21 protein-coding genes are annotated in these 20,779 nt (G+C 66.0%); 10 read left to right on the top strand and 11 right to left on the bottom strand.

Annotated features, from left to right (window positions below; translation table 11 throughout):
- Positions 1–10: 10 nt before the first annotated feature.
- The 3 genes from ABWW33_RS09925 (at position 11) to ABWW33_RS09915 (ending at position 3,870) form a co-directional block, all read left to right on the top strand.
- On the top strand, positions 11–1,555 hold the full coding sequence (locus ABWW33_RS09925; protein WP_353401189.1) for an alpha/beta hydrolase family protein: 1,545 nt from the start codon (positions 11–13) through the stop codon (positions 1,553–1,555).
- Positions 1,556–1,738: 183 nt separating this feature from the next.
- A complete protein-coding gene (locus ABWW33_RS09920) occupies positions 1,739–3,115 on the top strand; it encodes an SGNH/GDSL hydrolase family protein (protein WP_353401188.1) in 1,377 nt (458 codons plus the stop codon).
- A 74-nt stretch (positions 3,116–3,189) separates the two neighbouring features.
- Positions 3,190–3,870, top strand: coding sequence for an OmpW/AlkL family protein (locus tag ABWW33_RS09915; RefSeq protein WP_176652305.1), 681 nt, complete (start codon positions 3,190–3,192; stop codon positions 3,868–3,870).
- Positions 3,871–3,924: 54 nt separating this feature from the next.
- On the opposite strand, the gene ABWW33_RS09910 is transcribed toward ABWW33_RS09915, so the two are convergent.
- Together ABWW33_RS09910 and ABWW33_RS09905 are read right to left on the bottom strand one after the other, a co-directional pair.
- Positions 3,925–5,109 (bottom strand): acyl-CoA dehydrogenase, encoded by a 1,185-nt coding sequence (locus ABWW33_RS09910; protein WP_353401185.1) that lies wholly within the window; start codon positions 5,107–5,109, stop codon positions 3,925–3,927.
- Between the two features lie 89 nt (positions 5,110–5,198).
- Positions 5,199–5,702 carry a flavin reductase family protein gene (locus ABWW33_RS09905; RefSeq protein WP_176652307.1) on the bottom strand — a complete coding sequence of 168 codons (504 nt, stop codon included), beginning with the start codon at positions 5,700–5,702 and terminating at the stop codon, positions 5,199–5,201.
- Positions 5,703–5,820: 118 nt separating this feature from the next.
- Here ABWW33_RS09905 and msrA point away from each other — a divergent pair, with 118 nt between their 5' ends.
- From msrA to ABWW33_RS09890, 3 genes are read left to right on the top strand one after another with little or no spacing between them, the layout of a single operon-like run.
- Entirely contained in the window at positions 5,821–6,348 is a 528-nt protein-coding gene (msrA, locus tag ABWW33_RS09900; protein WP_176652308.1) for a peptide-methionine (S)-S-oxide reductase MsrA, read from the top strand.
- A gap of 40 nt (positions 6,349–6,388) precedes the next feature.
- A complete protein-coding gene (locus ABWW33_RS09895; RefSeq protein ID WP_176652309.1) occupies positions 6,389–7,456 on the top strand; it encodes an HD domain-containing phosphohydrolase in 1,068 nt (355 codons plus the stop codon).
- Positions 7,434–9,719 carry a PAS domain-containing hybrid sensor histidine kinase/response regulator gene (locus ABWW33_RS09890; RefSeq protein ID WP_353401183.1) on the top strand — a complete coding sequence of 762 codons (2,286 nt, stop codon included), beginning with the start codon at positions 7,434–7,436 and terminating at the stop codon, positions 9,717–9,719. Before ABWW33_RS09895 ends, ABWW33_RS09890 begins: the two co-directional genes overlap by 23 nt.
- On the opposite strand, the gene ABWW33_RS09885 is transcribed toward ABWW33_RS09890, so the two are convergent.
- Both ABWW33_RS09885 and pdxH read right to left on the bottom strand, forming a co-directional pair.
- A complete protein-coding gene (locus ABWW33_RS09885; protein ID WP_353401181.1) occupies positions 9,653–11,002 on the bottom strand; it encodes a class I SAM-dependent methyltransferase in 1,350 nt (449 codons plus the stop codon). The two genes, ABWW33_RS09890 and ABWW33_RS09885, sit on opposite strands and share 67 nt — an antisense overlap.
- A 72-nt stretch (positions 11,003–11,074) precedes the next feature.
- On the bottom strand, positions 11,075–12,307 hold the full coding sequence (gene pdxH, locus ABWW33_RS09880) for a pyridoxamine 5'-phosphate oxidase (RefSeq protein ID WP_353401179.1): 1,233 nt from the start codon (positions 12,305–12,307) through the stop codon (positions 11,075–11,077).
- 75 nt (positions 12,308–12,382) lie between these two features.
- Here pdxH and tcdA point away from each other — a divergent pair, with 75 nt between their 5' ends.
- The 3 genes from tcdA to cysK all read left to right on the top strand — a co-directional run bounded on the left by tcdA (position 12,383) and on the right by cysK (position 14,763).
- The gene (gene tcdA / locus ABWW33_RS09875) at positions 12,383–13,225 is read left to right on the top strand and encodes a tRNA cyclic N6-threonylcarbamoyladenosine(37) synthase TcdA (protein ID WP_353401177.1); all 843 of its coding nucleotides are present in this window, start codon (positions 12,383–12,385) and stop codon (positions 13,223–13,225) included.
- Positions 13,226–13,295: 70 nt separating this feature from the next.
- Positions 13,296–13,790 carry an FKBP-type peptidyl-prolyl cis-trans isomerase gene (locus tag ABWW33_RS09870; RefSeq protein WP_176652313.1) on the top strand — a complete coding sequence of 165 codons (495 nt, stop codon included), beginning with the start codon at positions 13,296–13,298 and terminating at the stop codon, positions 13,788–13,790.
- A gap of 40 nt (positions 13,791–13,830) precedes the next feature.
- Positions 13,831–14,763: a cysteine synthase A gene (gene cysK / locus ABWW33_RS09865; RefSeq protein ID WP_353401175.1), complete on the top strand. Its 933-nt coding sequence runs from the start codon at positions 13,831–13,833 to the stop codon at positions 14,761–14,763.
- Between the two features lie 9 nt (positions 14,764–14,772).
- Here cysK and ABWW33_RS09860 read toward each other — a convergent pair whose 3' ends face one another.
- From ABWW33_RS09860 to ABWW33_RS09850, 3 genes are read right to left on the bottom strand one after another with little or no spacing between them, the layout of a single operon-like run.
- A complete protein-coding gene (locus ABWW33_RS09860) occupies positions 14,773–15,777 on the bottom strand; it encodes a cation diffusion facilitator family transporter (RefSeq protein ID WP_353401173.1) in 1,005 nt (334 codons plus the stop codon).
- Complete coding sequence (locus tag ABWW33_RS09855; RefSeq protein ID WP_176652316.1) at positions 15,774–16,100, bottom strand: ArsR/SmtB family transcription factor; 327 nt, start codon at positions 16,098–16,100, stop codon at positions 15,774–15,776. Before ABWW33_RS09855 ends, ABWW33_RS09860 begins: the two co-directional genes overlap by 4 nt.
- Positions 16,101–16,149: 49 nt before the next feature.
- On the bottom strand, positions 16,150–17,136 hold the full coding sequence (locus tag ABWW33_RS09850; RefSeq protein ID WP_353401171.1) for a zinc-binding dehydrogenase: 987 nt from the start codon (positions 17,134–17,136) through the stop codon (positions 16,150–16,152).
- Between the two features lie 89 nt (positions 17,137–17,225).
- On the opposite strand from ABWW33_RS09850, the gene ABWW33_RS09845 reads away from it, so the two are divergent.
- Entirely contained in the window at positions 17,226–18,119 is an 894-nt protein-coding gene (locus ABWW33_RS09845; RefSeq protein WP_353401169.1) for a LysR family transcriptional regulator, read from the top strand.
- Between the two features lie 12 nt (positions 18,120–18,131).
- Here ABWW33_RS09845 and ABWW33_RS09840 read toward each other — a convergent pair whose 3' ends face one another.
- The 4 genes from ABWW33_RS09840 to ABWW33_RS09825 form a co-directional block, all read right to left on the bottom strand.
- Complete coding sequence (locus ABWW33_RS09840) at positions 18,132–18,791, bottom strand: hypothetical protein (protein ID WP_353401167.1); 660 nt, start codon at positions 18,789–18,791, stop codon at positions 18,132–18,134.
- Between the two features lie 9 nt (positions 18,792–18,800).
- A complete protein-coding gene (locus tag ABWW33_RS09835) occupies positions 18,801–19,385 on the bottom strand; it encodes a hypothetical protein (RefSeq protein WP_353401166.1) in 585 nt (194 codons plus the stop codon).
- A gap of 6 nt (positions 19,386–19,391) precedes the next feature.
- A complete protein-coding gene (locus ABWW33_RS09830) occupies positions 19,392–20,132 on the bottom strand; it encodes a P-loop NTPase family protein (protein ID WP_176652321.1) in 741 nt (246 codons plus the stop codon).
- A gap of 80 nt (positions 20,133–20,212) precedes the next feature.
- Positions 20,213–20,701: a CinA family protein gene (locus ABWW33_RS09825; protein WP_176652322.1), complete on the bottom strand. Its 489-nt coding sequence runs from the start codon at positions 20,699–20,701 to the stop codon at positions 20,213–20,215.
- Between the last annotated feature and the right edge of the window lie 78 nt (positions 20,702–20,779).

The following is a 20,779-nucleotide window of genomic DNA, read 5'->3' as shown; positions in this document are numbered from 1 at the left end:
CAAGGATGCGATGATGCGCGGCCCCCGTCTTTCCCTGATTTTCCCGGCAGTCCTGTTGGCTTCGTGCGGCGGCGGTGGCGGTTCGTCCGCCGACCATACCGGCGGCACCGTCGTCACCCAGCCTCCCGTTACGCAGTTGCGCGGCGTCGTCATCGGCGGCGCCACCCTGGTGCCGGCCGCTGTGAGCGCCGGCGCCACGCTGAATACCGTCGATCCCGTCACGATGAGAAACCTGGTGCAGGCCTCGGTCAGCTACGGCAGCGCCGTCACCGGCACGCCGACCTGCGCCGTCACCACCTACACCGTCAGATACCACACGCTCGACGGCATGGCCGCCGACACCGACGCCAGCACCGCCATCATGGTGCCGTCCGGCACTGATCCGGCGTGCCAGGGCGGCCGTCCGGTGATGCTGTACGCGCACGGCACCTCGGCCTCGAAAGCCACCGACATGGCCAACCTGGCCGGCACCGAGGCGCGCCTGATGGCGGCGATGTTCGCGGCGCAGGGCTACATCGTGGTGGCGCCGAACTACGGCGGTTACGCCGGCTCGGCCATGGCCTACCACGCCTATCTCGACGCCGAGCAGCAGGCCAACGACATGATCGACGCCTTGCGCGCCGCGCGCAGCGTGTTCGGCGCCATCAACGCGACCGCCTCCAGCCGGCTGATGGTGAGCGGTTACTCTCAGGGCGGCTTTGTGGCGCTGGCCACGCAGCGCGCGATGCAGACCAAATACTCGGGCGAATTCAAGGTCACGGCGGCGGCGCCGATGTCCGGCCCGTACGCCTTGCTGCAGTTCGGCGACGCCATCTTCAACGGCGCGCCGACGGTCGGTTCCAGCGCTTTCCTGCCGATGCTGATCAACGCCGGGCAGCGCGCCGGCGCCGGCCTGTACACCAGCCTGAACGACGTCTACGAAAACAAATACGCCACCGGCATCGACACGCTGCTGCCCGGCACCCTGGGTCTGGGCGACCTGGTCGCCGCCGGCAAGCTGCCGAACGACGTGCTGTTCGCGGCCGATTCGCTGCCGCAGGCGGCCGGCTACGCTTCCTATTTCGGCGCCGACCATTTGCTCAAGACCAGTTACCGCAACAGCTACCTGGCCGATCTGAAGGCCAATCCGTGCAATACCAGCTCGAGCACGCCGCTGGCCTGCGCGCCGGCGCAGCCGCTGCGCAAGTGGCTGCTGAAGAACGACCTGCGCACCTACACGCCGAGCGTGCCGCTATTCCTGTGCGGCGGCAGCCAGGACCCGGTGGTGCCGTTCGCCAATACCGATGCCGCCGGCGCTTATTTCCGCGCCCAGGCCATGTCGTCGCTGCAATTGACGGTGCTGGACCTGGACGACTCCGCGCTGCTCACCGACTACCGCAACGCGCGCGCGGAGTTCGCCGCCGCCAAGGCATTGCTGCGGCTTTCGGTCATCAGCGGCGGCGGCAGCGGGAGCGATGCCAACAAGGCCGTCGCCGACAGCTACCATGCCGGCCTGGTGGCGCCATTCTGTATGCGTGAGGCAAGAAACTTCTTTGATTCCGCACCATCGCGGTGAAAATACCGCCGGACTCGCTTTCATGCCGAAATTTACACCGAGCAAACGTTCTTTTTAGCCACAAAAAGGACGCTCAATTGCGTGCTCCTCTATACAACGTTGCTCAAGGCTGGCATATTAGTTGTGTTGCGAATAGCACGGCCGTTCGTATCACATCACAAAATAAAATTCCTAGGAGACAATATGCGTCACACCAAATTTGCACTCGCTGCAATGGCCTTGGCCGTCCTTGCAGGCTGCGGCGGTACAGATCCAGCACCTGGCAACCAAACCCTCAAGAACAAGTTCAGCGCCCAGGTATCGTTTGGCGATAGCCTGTCCGACGTCGGCTCCTACGCTGTCGGCACCGTGGCTGCGCTGAAGGGTGGCAAATTCACGATCAACGGCGACAGCTCCGCCACCGTGTCCACGCTGACGGGCAAGAACTGGACCGAACTGATGGCCGCGCAAATCGGCGTGGCCGCGCCATGCCCCGCGATTACCGGCCTCGACGGCAATGCAGCCCAAGGCTTCTCGGTGCCGCAAGTAGCCCACGCCGGCTGCTACGGCTATGCACAGGGCGGCGCCCGTGTGACCAACCCTGTCGGCCCAGGCAACAAGCTGACCGGCAGCCCGCTGGGCGCGCTGACCATTCCTGTGGTCACCCAGGTGGCCAACCACCTGAAAGCCGTCGGCGGCAAATTCAAGGGCGACGAGCTGGTGCTGGTCATGGCCGGCGGTAACGACGTGCTGTTCAACCTGTCCAAGCTGAGCGCCGACGCCACCGCGGCCGGTACCGCCGCCGGCGGTCAAGCCTATGTGACCAGCCTGGTGGGCCAGCTGGCCGCCGGCGCCACCAACCCGCAGACCGCCGCCCAGGCCATCGGCCTGGCCGCGGGCACCGAAGCGGCGCGTCCTGGCAGCACCCAGACCACGATCACCCAGGCCGCCATCGGCGCCGCCGCCATCCAGCCAGGCAACTCGGCTGTGGCATCGCCTGCCGTCTACGGTCCGATGGTGGCCAAGGCCACCACCGACGCGACCGCCGCCGGCGCCAAGGCCGGTGCCGACTATGCCACCGCCCACGGTCCAGACCTGGTCGCCGCCATGACGACCGCCGGCACCGAACTGGCCACCCTGGTGAAAACCCAGATCGTCGCCAACGGCGCCAACTTCGTCACCGTGAACAACCTGCCGGACGTGGCCACCACGCCGTCGGGCCGCGGCCAGTCGGCATCGACCCAGGCCCTGATCAACGCCATGGTCAGCGCCTTCAACACCGCGCTGACCACCGGCCTGTCGTCGGAAACCAAGGTGCTGATCGTGGACGTGTTTGCCGCCAGCCACGACCAGGCCACCAACCCCGGCCCATACGGCCTGACCAACGTGTCGGAAACCGCCTGCGACCTGACCCCTGCCAAGAACCCGCTGGCCAGCTCGCTGGTCTGCAACGCCAGCAACGTCAAGTCCGGCGATATCAGCCACTGGTCCTTCGCCGACGACGTCCACCCGACGCCGTTCACCAACCTGCTGCTGGCCCGTTATGTGGCCGAGAAGCTGGTGGTCAAGGGCTGGCTGTAATTCTGTCGTCGCAGGCAGCCGCCGCCTGAGGGCGCCGGCTGCCGGACTCACAACACAATAAATCTGGAGACGATATGAAGAACACGGTAAAACTGCTGGCGCTGGCCGCCGCGATGACGGTAGCCTCGGCTGCATCCGCACAACAAACCCAGGGCACCTGGCTGGGCACGCTGGGCGTCAACAAGATCACCCCTAAAGTCGACTCGGGCGACGTTTCGGCGCCGGCGCTGCCAGGCACCAAGACCGACGTCGGTTCGGATACCAAGCCGCGCTTTGCGGTTGCCTACATGGTGACCGACAACATCTCGGCCGAACTGGATCTGGGTCTGCCGTACAAGCACGAGCTGGAAGGCGCCGGCGCCATTCAGGGCACGGGCAAGCTGGCCACGGCCGAAGTGCTGCCGCCGACCGCCTTTATCCAGTACCGCTTCCTGCCGGCCAACTCGATGTTCCGTCCGTACGTGGGCCTGGGCATCACCTACGCCATGTTCCAGAAGGAGCGTGGTTCGGGCCAGCTGACCTCGATCCTGAACACCGGCGGCCCTGGCGCAACCTTCAAGCTCGATGACAAGTGGGCGGCCAGCTACCAGATCGGCGGCACGGTGAAGATCAACGAGAAGTGGTTCATCGACGCTTCGGTCATCAAGACCAAGCTGAAAACCACCGCGCATTACTCGACCGGTCAGACCCAGGACGTGCGCCTGGATCCGCTGGCGGTCAACGTCAGCATCGGCTATGCCTTCAAGGGCTTCTAGAAAGCGGCCGCACAATGAGAAACCGCTGCCTCGGCAGCGGTTTTTTTTTTAGCTTTACTGGAAGGCCTGGATGCCGGTCTGGGCCCGGCCCAGGATCAGCGCATGGATGTCATGCGTGCCTTCGTAGGTATTGACCACTTCCAGGTTCACCATGTGGCGGATGATGCCGAACTCGTCCGAGATGCCGTTGCCGCCCAGCATATCGCGCGCCACGCGGGCGACGTCCAGCGACTTGCCGCAGGAATTGCGCTTCATCATCGAGGTGATTTCCACCGCCGCCGTGCCGGCGTCCTTCATGCGGCCCAGCTGCAGGCAGCCTTGCAGGCCCAGCGTGATTTCGGTCTGCATGTCGGCCAGCTTTTTCTGCACCAGCTGGTTGGCGGCCAGCGGACGGCCGAACTGCGAGCGGTCCAGCACGTACTGGCGCGCCGTGTGCCAGCAGTCTTCCGCCGCGCCCAGCGCGCCCCAGGCGATGCCGTAGCGCGCCGAGTTCAAGCAGGTGAACGGACCCTTCAGGCCGCGCACGTCCGGGAAGGCGTTCTCTTCCGGGCAGAACACATTGTCCATGACGATCTCGCCGGTCACCGAGGCGCGCAGGCCGAACTTGCCGTGGATCGCGGGCGCGCTCAGGCCGGCCATGCCTTTTTCCAGCACGAAGCCGCGGATCGCGCCTTCATCGTCCTTGGCCCAGACCACGAACACGTCGGCCACCGGCGAATTGGTGATCCACATCTTGGAACCGGTCAGCGCGTAGCCGCCCGCCACCTTCTTGGCGCGGGTGATCATCGAGCCGGGATCGGAGCCGTGGTTGGGCTCGGTCAGGCCGAAGCAGCCGATCCACTCGCCGGTGGCCAGTTTCGGCAGGTATTTCTGTTTCTGTTCCTCGGTGCCGAATTCGTAGATGGGCACCATCACCAGCGACGACTGCACGCTCATCATCGAGCGGTAGCCGGAATCGACGCGCTCGACTTCACGCGCGATCAGGCCGTAGGACACGTAGTTCAGGCCGGGACCGCCGTACTGTTCCGGGATGGTCGGGCCCAGCAGGCCCAGTTCGCCCATTTCGCGGAAGATGGAGGTGTCCATTTGCTCGTGGCGGAACGCTTCGAGGATGCGCGGCTGCAGCTTGTCCTGGCAATAGGCGGCAGCGGCGTCGCGCACCATGCGCTCGTCGTCGGTCAGTTGCTGGTCCAGCAGCAGGGGATCATCCCAGTGGAATTGGGCGCGGGCTTGGCTCATGGTGGTCTCTCATTGTGGTGTATGCTGCCCAGCATTCTATGCCGTCACACGGGGGCCGGCTTTTCAAATGGCGACACCAATTTCCGTTTTTAGCCCAGACTGCAGAATTGCCCGCCGTGGAAAATCAGCGGCGGCGCCGGCGTGACCGCGCACAGCTCGACCTCGCCGACGAAAATGACGTGGTCGCCCTCGGGATAGCGGCTGCGGTTGTGGCATTCGAACCAGGCCGACGAGCCTTTCAGGATCGGCTGGCCGGTGCGCGACAGTTCGTATTCCACGCTGTCCCACGGATTGACGCCGCGCGTGGAAAACAGCTTGGCCAGGTGCGCCTGGCCGGCCGACAGCACATTGATGACGTAATGCGAGTTGCCGGTGAAGATGGGCATGCTGTTGGCCGAGGTGGCCAGGCTCCACAGCACCAGCGGCGGATCCAGCGATACCGAATTGAAGGAACTCGCCGTCAGGCCACGGAAAGTGCCGTCCGCCAGCCGCGTCGTGATGACGGTGACGCCGGTGGCGAACTGCCCCAGGGCCTGGCGGAAATGGGGGGTATCGAAGGAGCGCTGTTGGGCGCGGGGAGAACGTGTGTGCATGGTTGGCCTGTATATTTCTGACATTATGCCAAAGTTTGCCCCGCGATAGCGTATTGCCCCGGTTTGCGTTACAGTCACTCATGGACAGAACCGGGCAGTCTTCTACGCAGGGGGAGTGATGACAATCGAAACCGCGATACTGGGCGGAGGCTGTTTCTGGTGCCTCGAGGCGGTGTATCTGGAAGTGAAGGGCGTTACCCACGTTGAGTCCGGCTACACGGGCGGCCATCAGCCCAACCCGACCTACGAGCAAGTCTGCGCCGGCGACACCGGCCATGCCGAAGTGGTGAAACTGGACTTCGATCCGGCCGTCGTCAGCTATCGCGACCTGCTGGAAATCTTCTTCACCATCCACGACCCGACCACCCTGAACCGCCAGGGCAACGACGTCGGCACCCAGTACCGCTCGGTGATCTACCACCAGTCGCCGCAGCAGGAAGCCACGGCGCGCCAGGTGATCGCCGAAATGGCGGGAGTGTGGGACGCGCCCATCGTCACCGAACTGTCGCCGGCCCAGCCCTACTACAAGGCCGAGGACTATCACCAGGACTACTTCCGCCAGCATCCGCTGCAGGGCTATTGCGCCTTCGTGGTGGCGCCCAAGGTGGCCAAGTTCAAGAAGACGTACACGCATCGCTTGAAATAATTGCTTGAAATAATAAGAACGACTAAGCCCGGAGGCATGCATGAAGGTGGTACTGGTCGACGACACCCATATCAACCTGGTGCTGATGTCGCGGCTGGTCGATAAACTGCAGGACGTCAGCACGATGTCGTTCCAGTCGGCGCGCGAGGCGCTGGCCTGGTGCAACGCCAACCCCTACGATCTGCTGATCGTCGACTACATGATGCCGGACATGAACGGGCTGGAGCTGATCGCCGCGCTGGCCGCGCCGCCCGACCAGCGCCCGCCGGTGCTGATGGTGACCGCCAGCGTCGACGTCGACGTGCGCCACCGCGCGCTGGAAAACGGCGCCAGCGATTTCCTCATCAAGCCGATCGACAAGGTCGAGTTCCTGGCCCGCACCCGCAACATGCTGGCGTTGCGCAGCGCCACCTTGAGCCTGCAGCACCGCGCCAGCTGGCTGGCGGACGAGGTCAGCAAGGCCACCGCCGAGCTGCGCGCGCGCGAGCAGGAAACCATCATGCTGCTGTGCCGCGCCTCCGAGTACCGCGATCCCGAGACCGGCGCCCACATCCAGCGCATGGCCCACTATTCAAAGCTGATCGCCGGCCAGCTGGGCCTGTCTGCCGAACAACAAGACGACATCCTCAACGCCGCGCCCATGCACGACATCGGCAAGGTCGGCACGCCGGACCACATCCTGCTCAAGCCGGGCCGCCTGAACGACGAGGAAATGGTGGTGATGCGCCAGCACGCCGGCATCGGCTACAACATCCTCAAGGATTGCCAGGCGCGCATGCTGCAGCTGGCGGCCGAGATCGCGCTGACCCACCACGAGCGCTGGGACGGCAACGGCTACCCGCGCGGCCTGGCCGGCGAGGCCATTCCGCTGGTGGGCCGCATCGTCGCCGTGGCCGACGTGTTCGACGCGCTGACCAGCGTGCGGCCGTACAAGCAAGCCTGGAGCATGGAGGACGCCCGCCGTCACTTGTTGGACAACTGCAACACGCATTTCGACCGGCGCTGCGTCGACGCCTTGCTGGCGCGCTGGGACGACGTGCAGCACATCCGCGCCCGTTTCCGCGACGAACCCGACCAGGCTGGCGATGCCACAGTCGCCACCGCCTAGCTGGCCGGCGCCGGCGCTGCGCCGCGACAGCCTGATCGGGCCGATACGGCAGGCGTTCGGCCTGGGCGACGAGGCCGCGCTGGAACGGCTGCTGATCACCTTGGCCGAACTGGAGACCGAGTCCACCCAGCTGCGCCTGGCCAACTCGCTGCTGCGCAAGGAAAACCGCCAGCAGCGCGGCAACGTCGGCACCTGGCGCGACAAGACCGCGGCCAAGCTGGCCGGCCTGCAGCGCGACCTGCACGCCGACCTGACCACGCCGTCCGAATCCGCGGCCGACCGGGCCGCGCGCGACCAGCAGGAGCTGACCGAGCAGATCCTCGACCAGCTGCCTATCCCCGTCTTCCTCAAGGACCGCGCCGGCCGCTTCCTGCGCTTCAACAGCCGCTTCGAGGAATTCACGCAGCGCTCGCGGGCGGAAATCCTCGGCCGCACCATCGGCGACTTCGCCTCGCCGCGCTGGGCCGCCGCCACCTTGCGCGAGGACGAGCAGGCGTGGAGCAGCGGCCGGCTGGTCACCAGCGAACGGCGCATGACCAGCGTCGACCCGCCGATCGACGTGCTGGTCAGCCGCAAGGTGATCAACAGCGGCGGGCTGTCCTATATGCTGGGCTATTTCATCGACATCAGCGAGCAGCGCGCCGCCCGCGCCGCCATGCAGCACGCGGTGGAATCGGCCGAGGCGGCCAGCCGCGCCAAGAGCGAATTCCTGGCCAATATGAGCCATGAAATCCGCACGCCGATGAACGGCATCCTCGGCATGACCGAGCTGGTGCTGGAGTCCGGACTCAACGCCGAGCAGCGCGCCGACCTGGGGCTGGTCAAGGCCTCGGCCGACGCCCTGCTGCACATCGTCGACGACATCCTCGACTTTTCCAAGATCGAGGCGGGCAAGCTGGAGATCGAGGAAGTGCCGTTCGACCTGCACCAGCTGGTGGGCGACACGCTGCGCGCGATGGGCTTGCGCGCCCGGCAGAAAGGGCTGGCGCTGGCCGGCGAGCTGGCGCCGGAACTGCCGCGCATCATGAAGGGCGATCCGGGGCGGCTGCGCCAGGTGCTGCTGAACCTGGTCGGCAACGCCATCAAGTTCACCGAACACGGCGGCGTGACGGTGGCGCTGGGCGCCGGTCCCGAGCACGATGGCCGCAGCGACATCACGTTTGCCGTGCGCGACACCGGCATCGGCGTGCCGGCCGAAAAGCAGCACATGATCTTCGAGGCGTTTGCCCAGGTCGACGGTTCCACCACGCGCCAGTACGGCGGCACCGGCCTGGGATTGGCGATCTGCCGCCGGCTGGTGATCCTGATGCAGGGACGGATAGACGTCAGCAGCGAACCGGGGCGAGGCAGCGTGTTCAGCTTTACCGTGCCGCTGCAGCACACCGGGGTGACGCAGGCGGCGCCGCTGCCGCCGCTGCCGGTGCAGGCCCCGGGCGCGAACATGGGGCCCAGCGTGCTGACCGCCGAGGGCGACGCATTGCCTTCATACTCGCCGGCGTCCGCTGCCGCGCCCGCGCTTGGCGGCCTGCGCGTGCTGCTGGCCGAAGACAATCCGGTCAACCAGCGGCTGGCGATGCGGCTGCTGGAAAAGCTGGGCCACCGCGTCACCCTGGTCGACAACGGACTGGCCGTGCTCGACAGCGCGGTGCACGGCGGCTTCGACGTGATCCTGATGGATGTGCAGATGCCGGCCCTGGATGGCCTGGCGGCCACGCGCCAGATCCGCCTGCGCGAACTGGCGCAGGGCGGCCATGTGCCGATCATCGCGATGACCGCGCGCGCCATGGCCGGCGACCGCGAGCGCTGCATGGAGGCGGGCATGGACGACTACCTGTCCAAGCCGGTCGACAGCCAGCAGCTGCGCGAAATGCTGCAGCGCTACCAGCCCGACAGCGGCCATCAGTTGCTGGACTGGCGCGGCGCGCTGCAGCGGCTGGACGGCGATACCGAACTGCTGCTGGAACTGGCCGCGCTGTTCCTGCAGGACGGCCCGCAGCTGTGGCAGGAACTGGGCGCGGCGCTGGCGTCGGGCGAGACCGAACGCAGCACGCGCGCCGTGCACAGCCTCAAGGGCGTGCTGGTCAACTTCGGCGCCGCGCGCGCGGTGGCGCTGGCCGAGCAGCTGTCGGCGGCGTTGCATGCCGGCCAGCCGTGGCAATCGGCCGCCGTGCGCCTGGAGTCGGCGCTGGAGCAGGTCTACGAGGCGCTGAAGGCCTTGATCGCCGGCGGCGTCGACGCCACGGCCGCACCGCCATCGTCCTGAAGCAGCGCGAACGCCGGCAGGCCGTCGCCGCCGAGCGCGTAGTTCCCGGCGCCGGTGCCATTGCTCGTATTGTCCGCCGCCGACGGATACATATGCTTGCGTGACCAGGGCAGCGTGCCGCTGCGCTGCGCCGCCTTGCGGCCGACGATCTGGTACAGGCTGATCCAGTCCTGCTCGAAGGCATAGCTGCAGCCGGCCAGGTAGACGTGCCAGATCCGGTAGCGCTTGTCGCCCGCCAGCGCCCGCGCGCGCTCGGCCCCGGCCTCGAAATTGTCGGTCCAGATCGCGCAGGTGCGGGCGTAGTGGCGGCGCAGGTTCTCCACGTCGAACACTTCCAGCCCCCCTTGCTGCATGGTCTTGAGCACGTTGCCGACGTGCGCCAGTTCGCCGTGCGGGAACACGTATTTTTCAATGAACTCGCCGCCGCCGTACGGCGTCTCGCCGTTGTCCGGATCGGTGGTGGTGATGCCGTGGTTCATCACCACGCCGTCCGGCGCCAGCAGCCTGTTGATGGCCGCGAAATACTCGGGCAGGTGCTTGACGCCGACGTGCTCGAACATGCCGACGCTGGTGATGCGGTCGAACTGGCCGCGCACGTCGCGGTAGTCCTGCAGGCGGATCTCGACCAGGTGTTCCAGCCCGGCGCGCCGCACCCGCTCCTTGGCCAGCGCGAACTGGTTTTCGGACAGCGTGACGCCGACGCAGCGCGCCTTGTACTGCTGCGCCGCGCGTATCACCAGCGCGCCCCAGCCGCAGCCGATGTCGAGCAGCGTCTGGTTGGGCTTGAGCTCGATCTTGCGCAGGATATGGTCGATCTTCTTGACCTGGGCCACGGCCAGGTCCTCGTCGCCGTTCTCGAAATAGGCGCAGGAATACACCATGTTGGGATCGAGGAACTGCGCGTAGAACTCGTTGGACACGTCGTAGTGGTAGCGGATCGCCTCCGCGTCCTTCTGCTTGCTGTGCGCCATGCCGCGCACGATGCGGGCGAACTTGCCCTCGGCCTTGAGCGTGGTGCGCGCCAGCGCGTTGACGATGGCGATCATGTCGTGCGCGCGGCCCTTGACCTCGATCGCGCCTTCGACATAGGCGGCGCCGAGGTTGGACAGCGACGGCGTCAGCAGGTAGCGCGCCGCCGACACATTGGGCAGCCGTATGGTCACGCGCGGCGGCTGGTCGGAGAAATCGACATGCTGGCCGTTCCACAGTTCGATGCGCAGCGGCAGCGCGATTTGCTGGCGGATGCCCGAGATCCAGGTGCTGAGTCGGTTCTGTACAAACAAGATAACCTCCGAGTTCAGAAACAAAAAGACCATCGCAAGCGATGGCCTGGTGTCCCGCCCGGCGCGCCGGTGCTACGGCTGCAAGCGTTCCTTCACCCAGCTTCCATCTGCCTGTTTGACGTACACGATCCGGTCATGGAAACGCGAACGGCGTCCCTGCCAGAACTCGATGCGCACCGGATCGAGGCGGTAGCCGCCCCAGTGTTCCGGCCGCACCGGATGTTCGCCGCCGACCGCGGCGGCGGCATCGTAATTGGCTTCCATCTGTTCCCGGTTGGCGATCCGCGCGCTCTGCTGCGATGCGATCGCGGCGATCTGGCTTTTCACCGGCCGGCTGTAAAAATACTTGTCGCTCTCTTCGGCGGAGGTGTGCTCCACCTTGCCTTCTATCCGCACCTGGCGTTCCAACTCGCTCCAAAAGAATAACAGCGCGGCGTGCGGGTTGGCGCGCAGTTGCCGGCCTTTCTGGCTCTCGTAATTGGTGTACCAAGTGAAGCCGCGCTGGTCGTACTGCTTGATCAGCACAATGCGCGAACTGGGCTTGCCGTCCGCATCCACCGTCGCCACGCTCATCGCGTTCGGTTCATTGACCTGGGCGCGCAGGGCTTCTTCAAACCACTTGCCGAACTGGGCGATCGGATCGTCCAGCACATCGTGTTCCGTCAAACTGGCGCGGCCGTAATCGAGGCGCAGGTCCGCCAGCACCACGCCGTCGGCCACCGTGTTGGCCACCGCCACCTGTTGCTGCTCCGGCACCTGGCTTTGCGGCAGGGCCGGGGCGATGCCGCGCCGCACCTGCATCGCGCTGCCCAGCTGGGCCATCTGCTCCGGGCTGAACAGGCGCTTGGCCATCGGCGCGACGTGCGTTTCTTCCTTGGTCATATGGGCCGCGTAGGCGTCGCAGAAACGCTGGACATCCTGCGCCGACAAGGCGGTACTTTGCCCATTTGCAATTTGATCAAGTTGTGAATTAATTATATGCCAGTCTTGGTCCATTTGCTGGTGGTCGGCCAAAATGCCGGGCACCAGTTCGGCCAGCAGCACGGCGTCGGCGCCGCGCGCGGTGGCCTGCAGCATCGGCACCAGGTTTTGCTCCTCGTCGTCGTGGTGCAGGTGGGCCGCCTTGTTGAAATATTTCTGCACCGCTTGCGCGGCCTTTTGCGCCTCGGCGTCGGCGCCGTGCTTGGGCAAATGCGCCAGCAGCTTCTGCAGCGTTTCCAGCTGCTGGCGTATCTTGTCGTGGCAATGTTTCAAGACTGCTATCGGCTGGCTGAAATCGGGGGCGGTGTCAAACAAGGTACTCATGGGATGGGCGCTCTGGCTAAGGTAGAAAGTCATTCTAAAATAATTTTTGCGGCAGCGTCCGTTAAAATGTCGGCTATGAACTCCATCGCCCCCACCCAATTCGACGATATCGACTTCGAGCGCCGCTTCGGCGGCATCGCCCGCCTCTATGGCGAGCGCGCGCTGGCGCGCTTCCGCGGCGCCCACGTGTGCGTGGTCGGCACCGGCGGCGTCGGCTCCTGGATCGTCGAGGCGCTGGCGCGCAGCGCCATCGGCCAGCTGACCTTGATTGATCTGGACAACGTCGCCGAGTCCAACATCAACCGCCAGATCCAGGCCCTGAGCGGCACCGTCGGCCAGGCCAAGATCGGCGCGCTGGCCGAACGCATCGCCCAGATCAATCCTTTCTGCGTGGTCAACCAGATCGAGGACTTCGTCACGCCGGACAACCTGGAGCAGATGCTGGGCGCCGGCAGGTACGACTACGTGGTCGACGCCATCGACAGCGTCAAGGCCAAGGCGGCGATGATCGCCTGGTGCCGTCAGCACGCGCTGCCGATGATCATCATCGGCAGCGCCGGCGGCCAGACCGATCCGACCCAGATCGCCGTGCGCGACCTGGCGCGCACCGAGCAGGAACCGCTGCTGAAAAAAGTGCGCAAGGTGCTGCGCAGCCAGTACGGCTATCCGCGCGGCGAAAAGACCAAGTTCCACGTCGACGCGGTGTTCTCGATGGAGCCGCTGAAGTTCCCGGAAACGGGCGAAGCGTGCGCGGTGGACGGCGACGAGCGCGCCGGCGGGGTCACCGGCCTGAACTGCGCCGGCTTCGGCTCGGCGATGGTGGTCACCGCCACCTTCGGCATGGTGGCCGCCAGCCAGGTGCTGCTCAAGCTGGCCGAGAGCGCGCAACCGGCGGTACCGGCCGCCGCGACGATGTAAGTTTTATCCAGTTCGCGATACAGGTTTGCTATCATAGCCCGCTGTCCCAGACCCATCGAAAGAAAACCATATGATGCGTAGTTCCGTATTCGTTGCACTGTGCGCGCTGGCGGCCTCCGTGGCCCAGGCGCAAACCCCGGCCGCGCCGGCCACCGCCGCCGATGCGCCGCCACCGCCGCCGCTGGTGGTCGGCTCGGCCACGCCGGGCCCGGCCGCCGAGCAGCTGATCGTCACCGACACCAAGGTCGGCACCGGCAAGGAAGCGACCACCGGCGCCACCGTCTACATGCACTACTCGGGCTGGCTGTATCGTCCGCTGGCGAAAGGCATGCACGGCAAGCTGTTCGACTCGTCGATCCCGCGCGGCGAGCCGCTGGACTTCGTGCTGGGCGCCGGCCGCGTCATCAAGGGCTGGGACCAGGGCATCCAGGGCATGAAGGTGGGCGGCAAGCGCACCTTGATCATCCCGTCGGAACTGGCCTACGGCTCGCGCCCGTCGCCGGGCAGCGGCATCCCGCCGAATTCCGCGCTGATCTTCGACGTGGAGCTGATGGACGTCAAATAAAGGCGTAGACTGGAACCTCCGTCCCACCCCGGAGGTTCTGATGAAGATAGCCAACGACGTAACCGAATTGATCGGCCGTACCCCGCTGGTACGGCTGAACCGGCTGGCCAAGGGCAGCACCGCCCAGGTACTGGCCAAGCTGGAATACTGCAACCCGGCCCACAGCGTGAAAGACCGCATCGGCCTGTCCATGATCGAAGCGGCCGAAGCGGCCGGCCAGATCCGTCCCGACACCATCATCCTCGAACCGACCAGCGGCAACACCGGCATCGCGCTGGCGATGGTCTGCGCCGCGCGCGGCTACCGCTGCACCTTGGTCATGCCGGACACCATGAGCCGCGAACGGCGCTTGCTGCTGCGCGCCTACGGCGCTGAACTGATACTGACGCCGGGCAGCGAAGGCATGCTGGGCGCGATCCGCAAGGCCGAGGAGCTGGCCGAGGGCGACCGCCGCTACCTGATGCCGCAGCAGTTCAACAATCCCGCCAATCCCGACGTGCATCGCCGCACGACGGCCGAGGAAATCTGGGCCGATACCGACGGCCGCGCCGACATCCTGGTGGCCGGCGTCGGCACCGGCGGCACGATCACCGGCGTGGGCGAGGTGATCAAGGCGCGCAAGCCGGAATTCCGCTGCATCGCGGTGGAACCGGAGGCGTCGCCGATGCTGGCCAAGGGCACCAAGGGTCCGCACCCGATCCAGGGCATAGGCGCCGGCTTCGTGCCGGCGGTGCTGAACACCAAGGTCTACGATGAAATCATCGGCGTGAAAAACGAGGATGCGTTCGAGACCGCGCGCCTGGCGGCCAGCCAGGAAGGGCTGCTGGTGGGGATCTCTTCCGGCGCCGCGCTGTGGGCCGCGCTGCAGGTGGCGCGGCGGCCGGAGAGCGCGGGCAAGATCATCGTGGTGATCATCCCGTCCTTTGGCGAGCGCTATCTGAGCACGCCGCTGTACGCCAACCTGGCGGACTAACCGCTTAGCTTAGTGCGGCGCCGGCTGCAGGCAGCATTCCTGCGCGCCGGTGCCGAGGCGGATCTGCAGCGTGCTGTGCTGGATCGAGAATTCCTCGCGCAGCTGGCGGCTGATGGCGTCGATGGCGCCGTCGCCGGGGTGGCCGGCCGGCGTGACCAGTTGCGCCGTCAGCGCCGTCTCGGTGGTGCTCATGGCCCAGATGTGCACGTCGCACACCTCGCTCACCTCGGGCTGGCTGCGCAGGAAGGCTTCGATCTCGGCGCGGTCCACATTGTCCGGCACGGCGGCCAGCATCATGCGCATGGCCTGCTTCAACAGCGACCAGGTGCTGTAGGCGATGAAGGCGACGATGGCCATGCTGACCAGCGGGTCCAGCCAGTTCCAGCCGGAATAGCGGACGATGACGCCGGCCACCAGCACGCCCAGCGAGATGGCGGCGTCGGCGGCCATGTGCAGGTAGGCGCCGCGGATGTTGATGTCGTCCTTGCTGCCGGACATGAACAGCCAGGCCGAGAAACCGTTGACCAGGATGCCGACGCCGGCCACCACCGACACCGTCAGGCCGGCCACCGGTTCCGGATGCACCAGCTGCTGCACGGCTTCCCAGGCGATGCCGCCGCAGGCCGCCATCAGCAGCATCGAATTGAACAGCGCGGCCAGCATCGAGGTGCTGCGCAGGCCGTAGGTATAGCGGCCGTTCGGCGTGCGCCGGGCCAGGATGGCGGCGCCCCAGGCCAGCATCAGGCCCAGCACGTCCGACAGGTTGTGGCCGGCGTCGGCCATCAGCGCGGTGGAGTTGGCCAGGAAGCCGTAGAAGAACTCGATCGCCACGAACACGGTGTTGAGCACGATGGCGATGGCGAAGGCGCGGCCCATGGTGTTCGGGTCGCCGTGGTGGTGGCCGTGGCTGTGGTCGTGCCCATGATCGTGGCTGTGCGCCTTGGCCTTGGCCGGCGCGTGGCCATGGTCGTGGTCATGATGATCGTGGTCGTGATGGTCGTGGTGCTGGCTCATGCTTCGTTCCCGTTGGAAGGTTCGGCGATATGTTCGAGCATATCGTTGAGGACGCCGCTGATATGGGCGTCGGCTGCGGAGTAGAAAACCTGCTTGCCCTGGCGCTCGGACTTGACGATGCGCGCCGCGCGCAGCAGGCGCAAGTGGTGGCTGACCAGGGAGCTGCTCAGTTCAAGGGAGGAGGCGATGTCGCTGACGGCGATCGGCGCCGCCACGCAGGCAAGCACGATGCGCAGGCGCGTCGGATCGCCCAGCAGGTGGAACAGATCGGCCAGCTGGGCAATCGCGGGATCGCAGACGGTATAGTCGTGTTGGCAACTCATAATACTAACAAGTGAATAGGTATTCACATGTTAGCAGAAAATGCCGGCGTCAGGGTAGTACGGTCACAACAGCCTTGCCCGTTCCCGTGCCGGACTCCAGGTATTCATGGGCGCCGACGATGTCTTCGAAGGAAAATACCCGCGCCGGCCTTGCCCGGTAGTGGCCCTGTTCCACCCGCTCGACGATTTGCTGCAGGGGCACCCGGTCCAGCTCGAATCCCGGCGAGCCGAACGCGAAGCTGCCGAAAAAGCTCAGCTGCACCCGCGGCGGCAGATGTTGCAGCGGCAGGAAGCCGGCCAGCGGCCCGAGGCCGCCGAGGAAGCCTGCCTGGCAGACGCGGCCGGGCCGGGCCGCGAGGGCCAGCGAATCGAGCAGCGTGGTGTTGCCCACCAGGTCCAGCACCGCGTCGACGCCGCCGGGAGCGATGGCGCGCACGGCGGCGGCCAGGCTGGGCTGTTCCTCGATGACGTGGCGGGCGCCGTTGTCTTTCAACAGGGTCTCGAGCGCAGCCGGACGGCGCGTGGTGGCGATCACCTGCGCGCCCGCGTGGGCCGCGATATTGGTCGCGGCCTGGCCCAGCGCGGAGCTGGCGCCGCGTACCAGCAGCGTTTGCCCGGGACGCAATTCCAGGTTGTCGTGCAAGCAGGCCCAGGCGGTTGCATACGATTCCGGTATCGCGGCCAGATCGGCCCACGGCAGCGACGAGCGCAGCGGCACCACATTGCCGGCCGGGACGCACGCATATTCCGCATAGCTGCCGTTGATGGTGCGCCCCATGCCGCCCATGATGGCGGCCACGGTGTCGCCTTCACGCAGCCCGGTTCCCGGCGCCGCGGCCACGATGCCGACGCACTCGATGCCCGGCACCCTGGCGACTTCGCCCCACAAGCCCTGGCGCATATAGGTTTCCGCGCGGTTCAGGCCGAACGCCTGGACGCGGATCAGCACCTGGCCGGGAGCGGGCACCGGTGTGGGCAGCTGCACCGGCTGCAACTGGTCGGGACCGCCGAACTGGGCGATTTGTATGGCACGCATGAGGTTCTCCTGAAAGTGGTCGAGCCACGACTGTATGGGAAAACATATTCGGATAAAATTGGAAAATCTTGTCAATCTCTGTAGGATTTATGAACTCTGTTGGATTCACCCTGCATGAACTGGCATGCTTCCTGGCGGTCGCCGAACTGGGCAGCTTTCAAAAGGCCGCGACCCGGCTGCACCGCTCCCATCCCAGCGTGTTTGCCGCCGTCGCCAGCCTCGAGCGCCAACTGGGGCTGGCGCTGTTCGACCGCAGCGGCTACCGGGTCGCCGTCTCCGCCGCCGGCGAGGCCTTCCTGGACCGGGCCAGGCAGATGCTGGACAGCGCCAGGCAGATGGAAACGCAGGCTCGGCAGATCGCCATGGGGGAGGAAGTCAGGCTGGCGGTGGTGATCGGCGACCTGTGCCCGCTGCCGGCGACCTTGCATTTGCTGCGGCGTTTTTTTGCGCAGTGCCCGGGGACCAGGCTGGACCTGCATTTCGAGGCCCTGTCAGGCCCGTGGGAGCGCCTGCAAAGCGGCGAGGCGGACTTGATCTTCCATCACCTCGAGCAGGCGGAGATGCGCTTCGACGCCAGGGGATGGCAGCGCGTCCGGCTGGTGCCGGTGGTGGCGCCCGATTTCCTGGATTTTCCGGTGCACGCCGGCATCACGCCGGAAATGATGCGGCCCTACGTGCAATGCGTGATACGCGACAGCGCGCGCAACGGCGCCCCGCGCGACTACTTCGTGGTGGACGGCGCCCGCCGCTGCACCGTCGCCGATCAGTTCATGAAGCGCGAGGTGATCCTGCAAGGGATGGGATGGGGGCATATGCCGCTGTACCTGGTGGAAGAGGATCTGGCGCAGGGGCGGCTGCTGTCGATGGCCGGCGACCATTTCCGCGAAAGCGAGCTGGAACTGGTCATCGCGCGCCGCCGCGATGTCGCCCACGGTCCGGTCGCCACCCGGCTGTGGGAGCACCTGGTGGCGCATCTGCCGTAGATCAGGAGTGCGTCAGGAATGCGGGGCGGGCGGCACGGATTTGGCCAGGTCGTTGCGCAGCGCCTGCAGGTTGCCGTCCAGGCTGCTGTAGGCGGTGATCATCTGGCTCAGCATGCGGAAAATCGCCTTCGGATCGCCGTCGCCCATGCGCACATCGCTGATCGTGTCCATCATGCCCGGGCCGTTGAGGAAATTGTTGCCGCCGCTGGCATTGATCATCTGCACGTCGCGCATGCCGGCATACAGGCCCGAATACCGTTCCAGCTCCTGCTGCGACATCCAGCTGACCGCCTGGCTGGCGACCGCCACTTCCCATGCCTCGCGCCGCAGCGCCGGGGTCAGCACGCTCAGGCCCAGCTTGTTCTTCAACTCCAGCTTGTCGATCAGCGCCTGGCTGCCGCCCTTGTCCTGGATGCCGGCCAGCAGCTGCGCGCGCAGCGCCTGCAGCTTGGTCAGCTCGGCGGTATTGTGGGTCAGTACCTGGTCGAGTTCGTGGACATTGGCCTGGATCTCGGCGTCGATGCGGGTGCCGGCTTCATGCGCCAGGTGGCGGTGGTGCAGGGTTTGCACGCCATGCTCCAGCGCCAGCGCGGTGATGATGCTGATGACGATCATCAGGTACTCGCCGCCGAATTCCTTGAAAGAGCTGGCCTTGGGGACTTCAAAGTGCATGTGTCTTCCTTATTTTTGCAGCTCGGCCTGGAGCTGGGTGCGGACTTTCGGGTCCAGTTTCTGGATCGCCTTGTTCAGCCTGTCGGCGTTTTGCAGGGCCAGGGTTTGTTCCGGCGTCAGCGCCTGCGCCTGGATGACGGCGGCCGGCGGCGGCGCGGGCTTGAAGAAGGCGGCCTGGCCGCCCAGCACCAGCAGCGCGCTCAGCACCGAGACGCCGGCGGCGGCCGCCAGCAGGCGCAGTTCGCGCGGGGTGATGGCCGGCGACTGGGTGGCGATCGGGCGTACCGCGCCGGCGGCGGGCGCCGGCGCGTAGGCCGACGGCGTGGCGGGCGGCTCCGTGGCGGCGGCCGGCTCGTTGGTGGCGTCCAGCACCGCCGCCTTGTGGCTGCCGGCCTGCAGCGGCGCCAGCCCGCCGGCCAGGCGCGCCTGCTGCGCCAGCTCCAGCGAGGCGGCGTCGATCAGCGCGACGTGGCGCTCGACCGCTTCCTCCAGTACCGCTTCGTTCAAGGCCACCAGCGCGAACACCGGATCGTCGATGTCGATCCTGACGCCGGTTTTTTCAAAGACCAGACTGCGCAGCTTCTGCTGATCCATGGCGGCTTACCACTCCACTTTGTCGAGTTGCTCGAACAGGTCGCGGAACACCACCTTGATGCGCTGCTTTTCCATGACGTTGAACTTGTCGCTTTCCTTGACCTCGTTGGCGGTCAGGCGCGCCGTGTTCATCTTCTTGATGTCGGCGCCGAAGGTGTCGGCGTTGCGCGCCGACAGCACGATGCGGCCCTTGACGCGCGACGAGTTGTCGGCGTAGGTCTGCGATTCGGTGAACTGCTTGCCGGAGGCCGACTGCAGCAGGCCGAAGTGCTCGTTTTCCCACAGCACCAGCGGCACATTGGTCGACTTGGCCGTCGACACGAAGCCCATCGCCGTGTCGTGCAGGGTGTCGCCGCCGCCGACGATGGTGTGGATGTAGACCTTGCGCCCGGACTCCTGCAGCAGCGAGAAGCAGTCGTTCTCGATCAGGTAGCCCATCAGCGGGGAGAAGGTGTTGGCGCCGTTGTCGATGACGCAGTTGCCGTCCTCTTCCAGGATGTCGATCATCAGCGCGTCGAAACGCTTGGGGTCGATGTTGCGGCTGTCCGTCATCACCGGCACATGCTTGACGTCCATCGCCTTGTAGCGCGAGAAGGTCGCGTTCTCCTGGTCGGTGTCGTAGCAGCGCAGCGGCTGGTCGCCTTCGCCGACATCCTTGCTGGCGATCCATTGCGCGAGGATGGTCGAGACCAGCGTCTTGCCGATGCCGCCTTTGCCCTGGAGAATAAAATGTACCGTGTTTTGCATCAATTACTCCTGAAACGCTTGAATGCGTCGAGAGTAATTGTTTTGTGGCGGGATGGCAACCGCCACGCTGACTTCCGGACTCAGTTGATGAAGCGGAGCAGTCCCTGCAGCGCGTGGATCACGGTTTGCTCGCGCACCGCCTTGCGGTCGCCGCTGAACACCAGCCGCTCCGTGTGCACGGTGTCGGCGTTGGCCCAGCCGAAGCAGACGGTGCCGACCGGCTTGCCCGGCACGGCGCCGGTCGGGCCTGCGATGCCGGTGGTCGAGACCGCCAGGTGGGCGTTGCTGGAGCCGAGCGCGCCGCTGGCCATGGCGGCCGCCACTTCCTCGGACACGCTGCCCATCTGCGCGATCAGCGCGGCCGACACGTCCAGCAGTTCGGTCTTGGAGGCGTTGGAATAGGCGATGAAGCCGCAATCGAACCAGGCGGTCGAGCCGGCGATTTCGGTGATGGCCTGCGCCACCCCGCCGCCGGTGCACGATTCGGCGGTGGCCAGGATCAGGCCCTTCTGCTGCAGGGCCTTGCCGACCTGCGCGGCCAGCTCGAGTATGGTGTTCGTGGAATCCATGGAATTCTCCTTCTGATGCGGCAATCTGGGGGCGTGCTGCCACTGTACCATGCAGTTCGCAATCGTTGCCAGTGGCGT

Origin of the sequence: Duganella hordei, assembly GCF_040369125.1 — a bacterium.
GTDB lineage: Bacteria > Pseudomonadota > Gammaproteobacteria > Burkholderiales > Burkholderiaceae_D > Rugamonas > Rugamonas hordei.
This window is presented reverse-complemented; position numbering and strand designations above follow the sequence as displayed.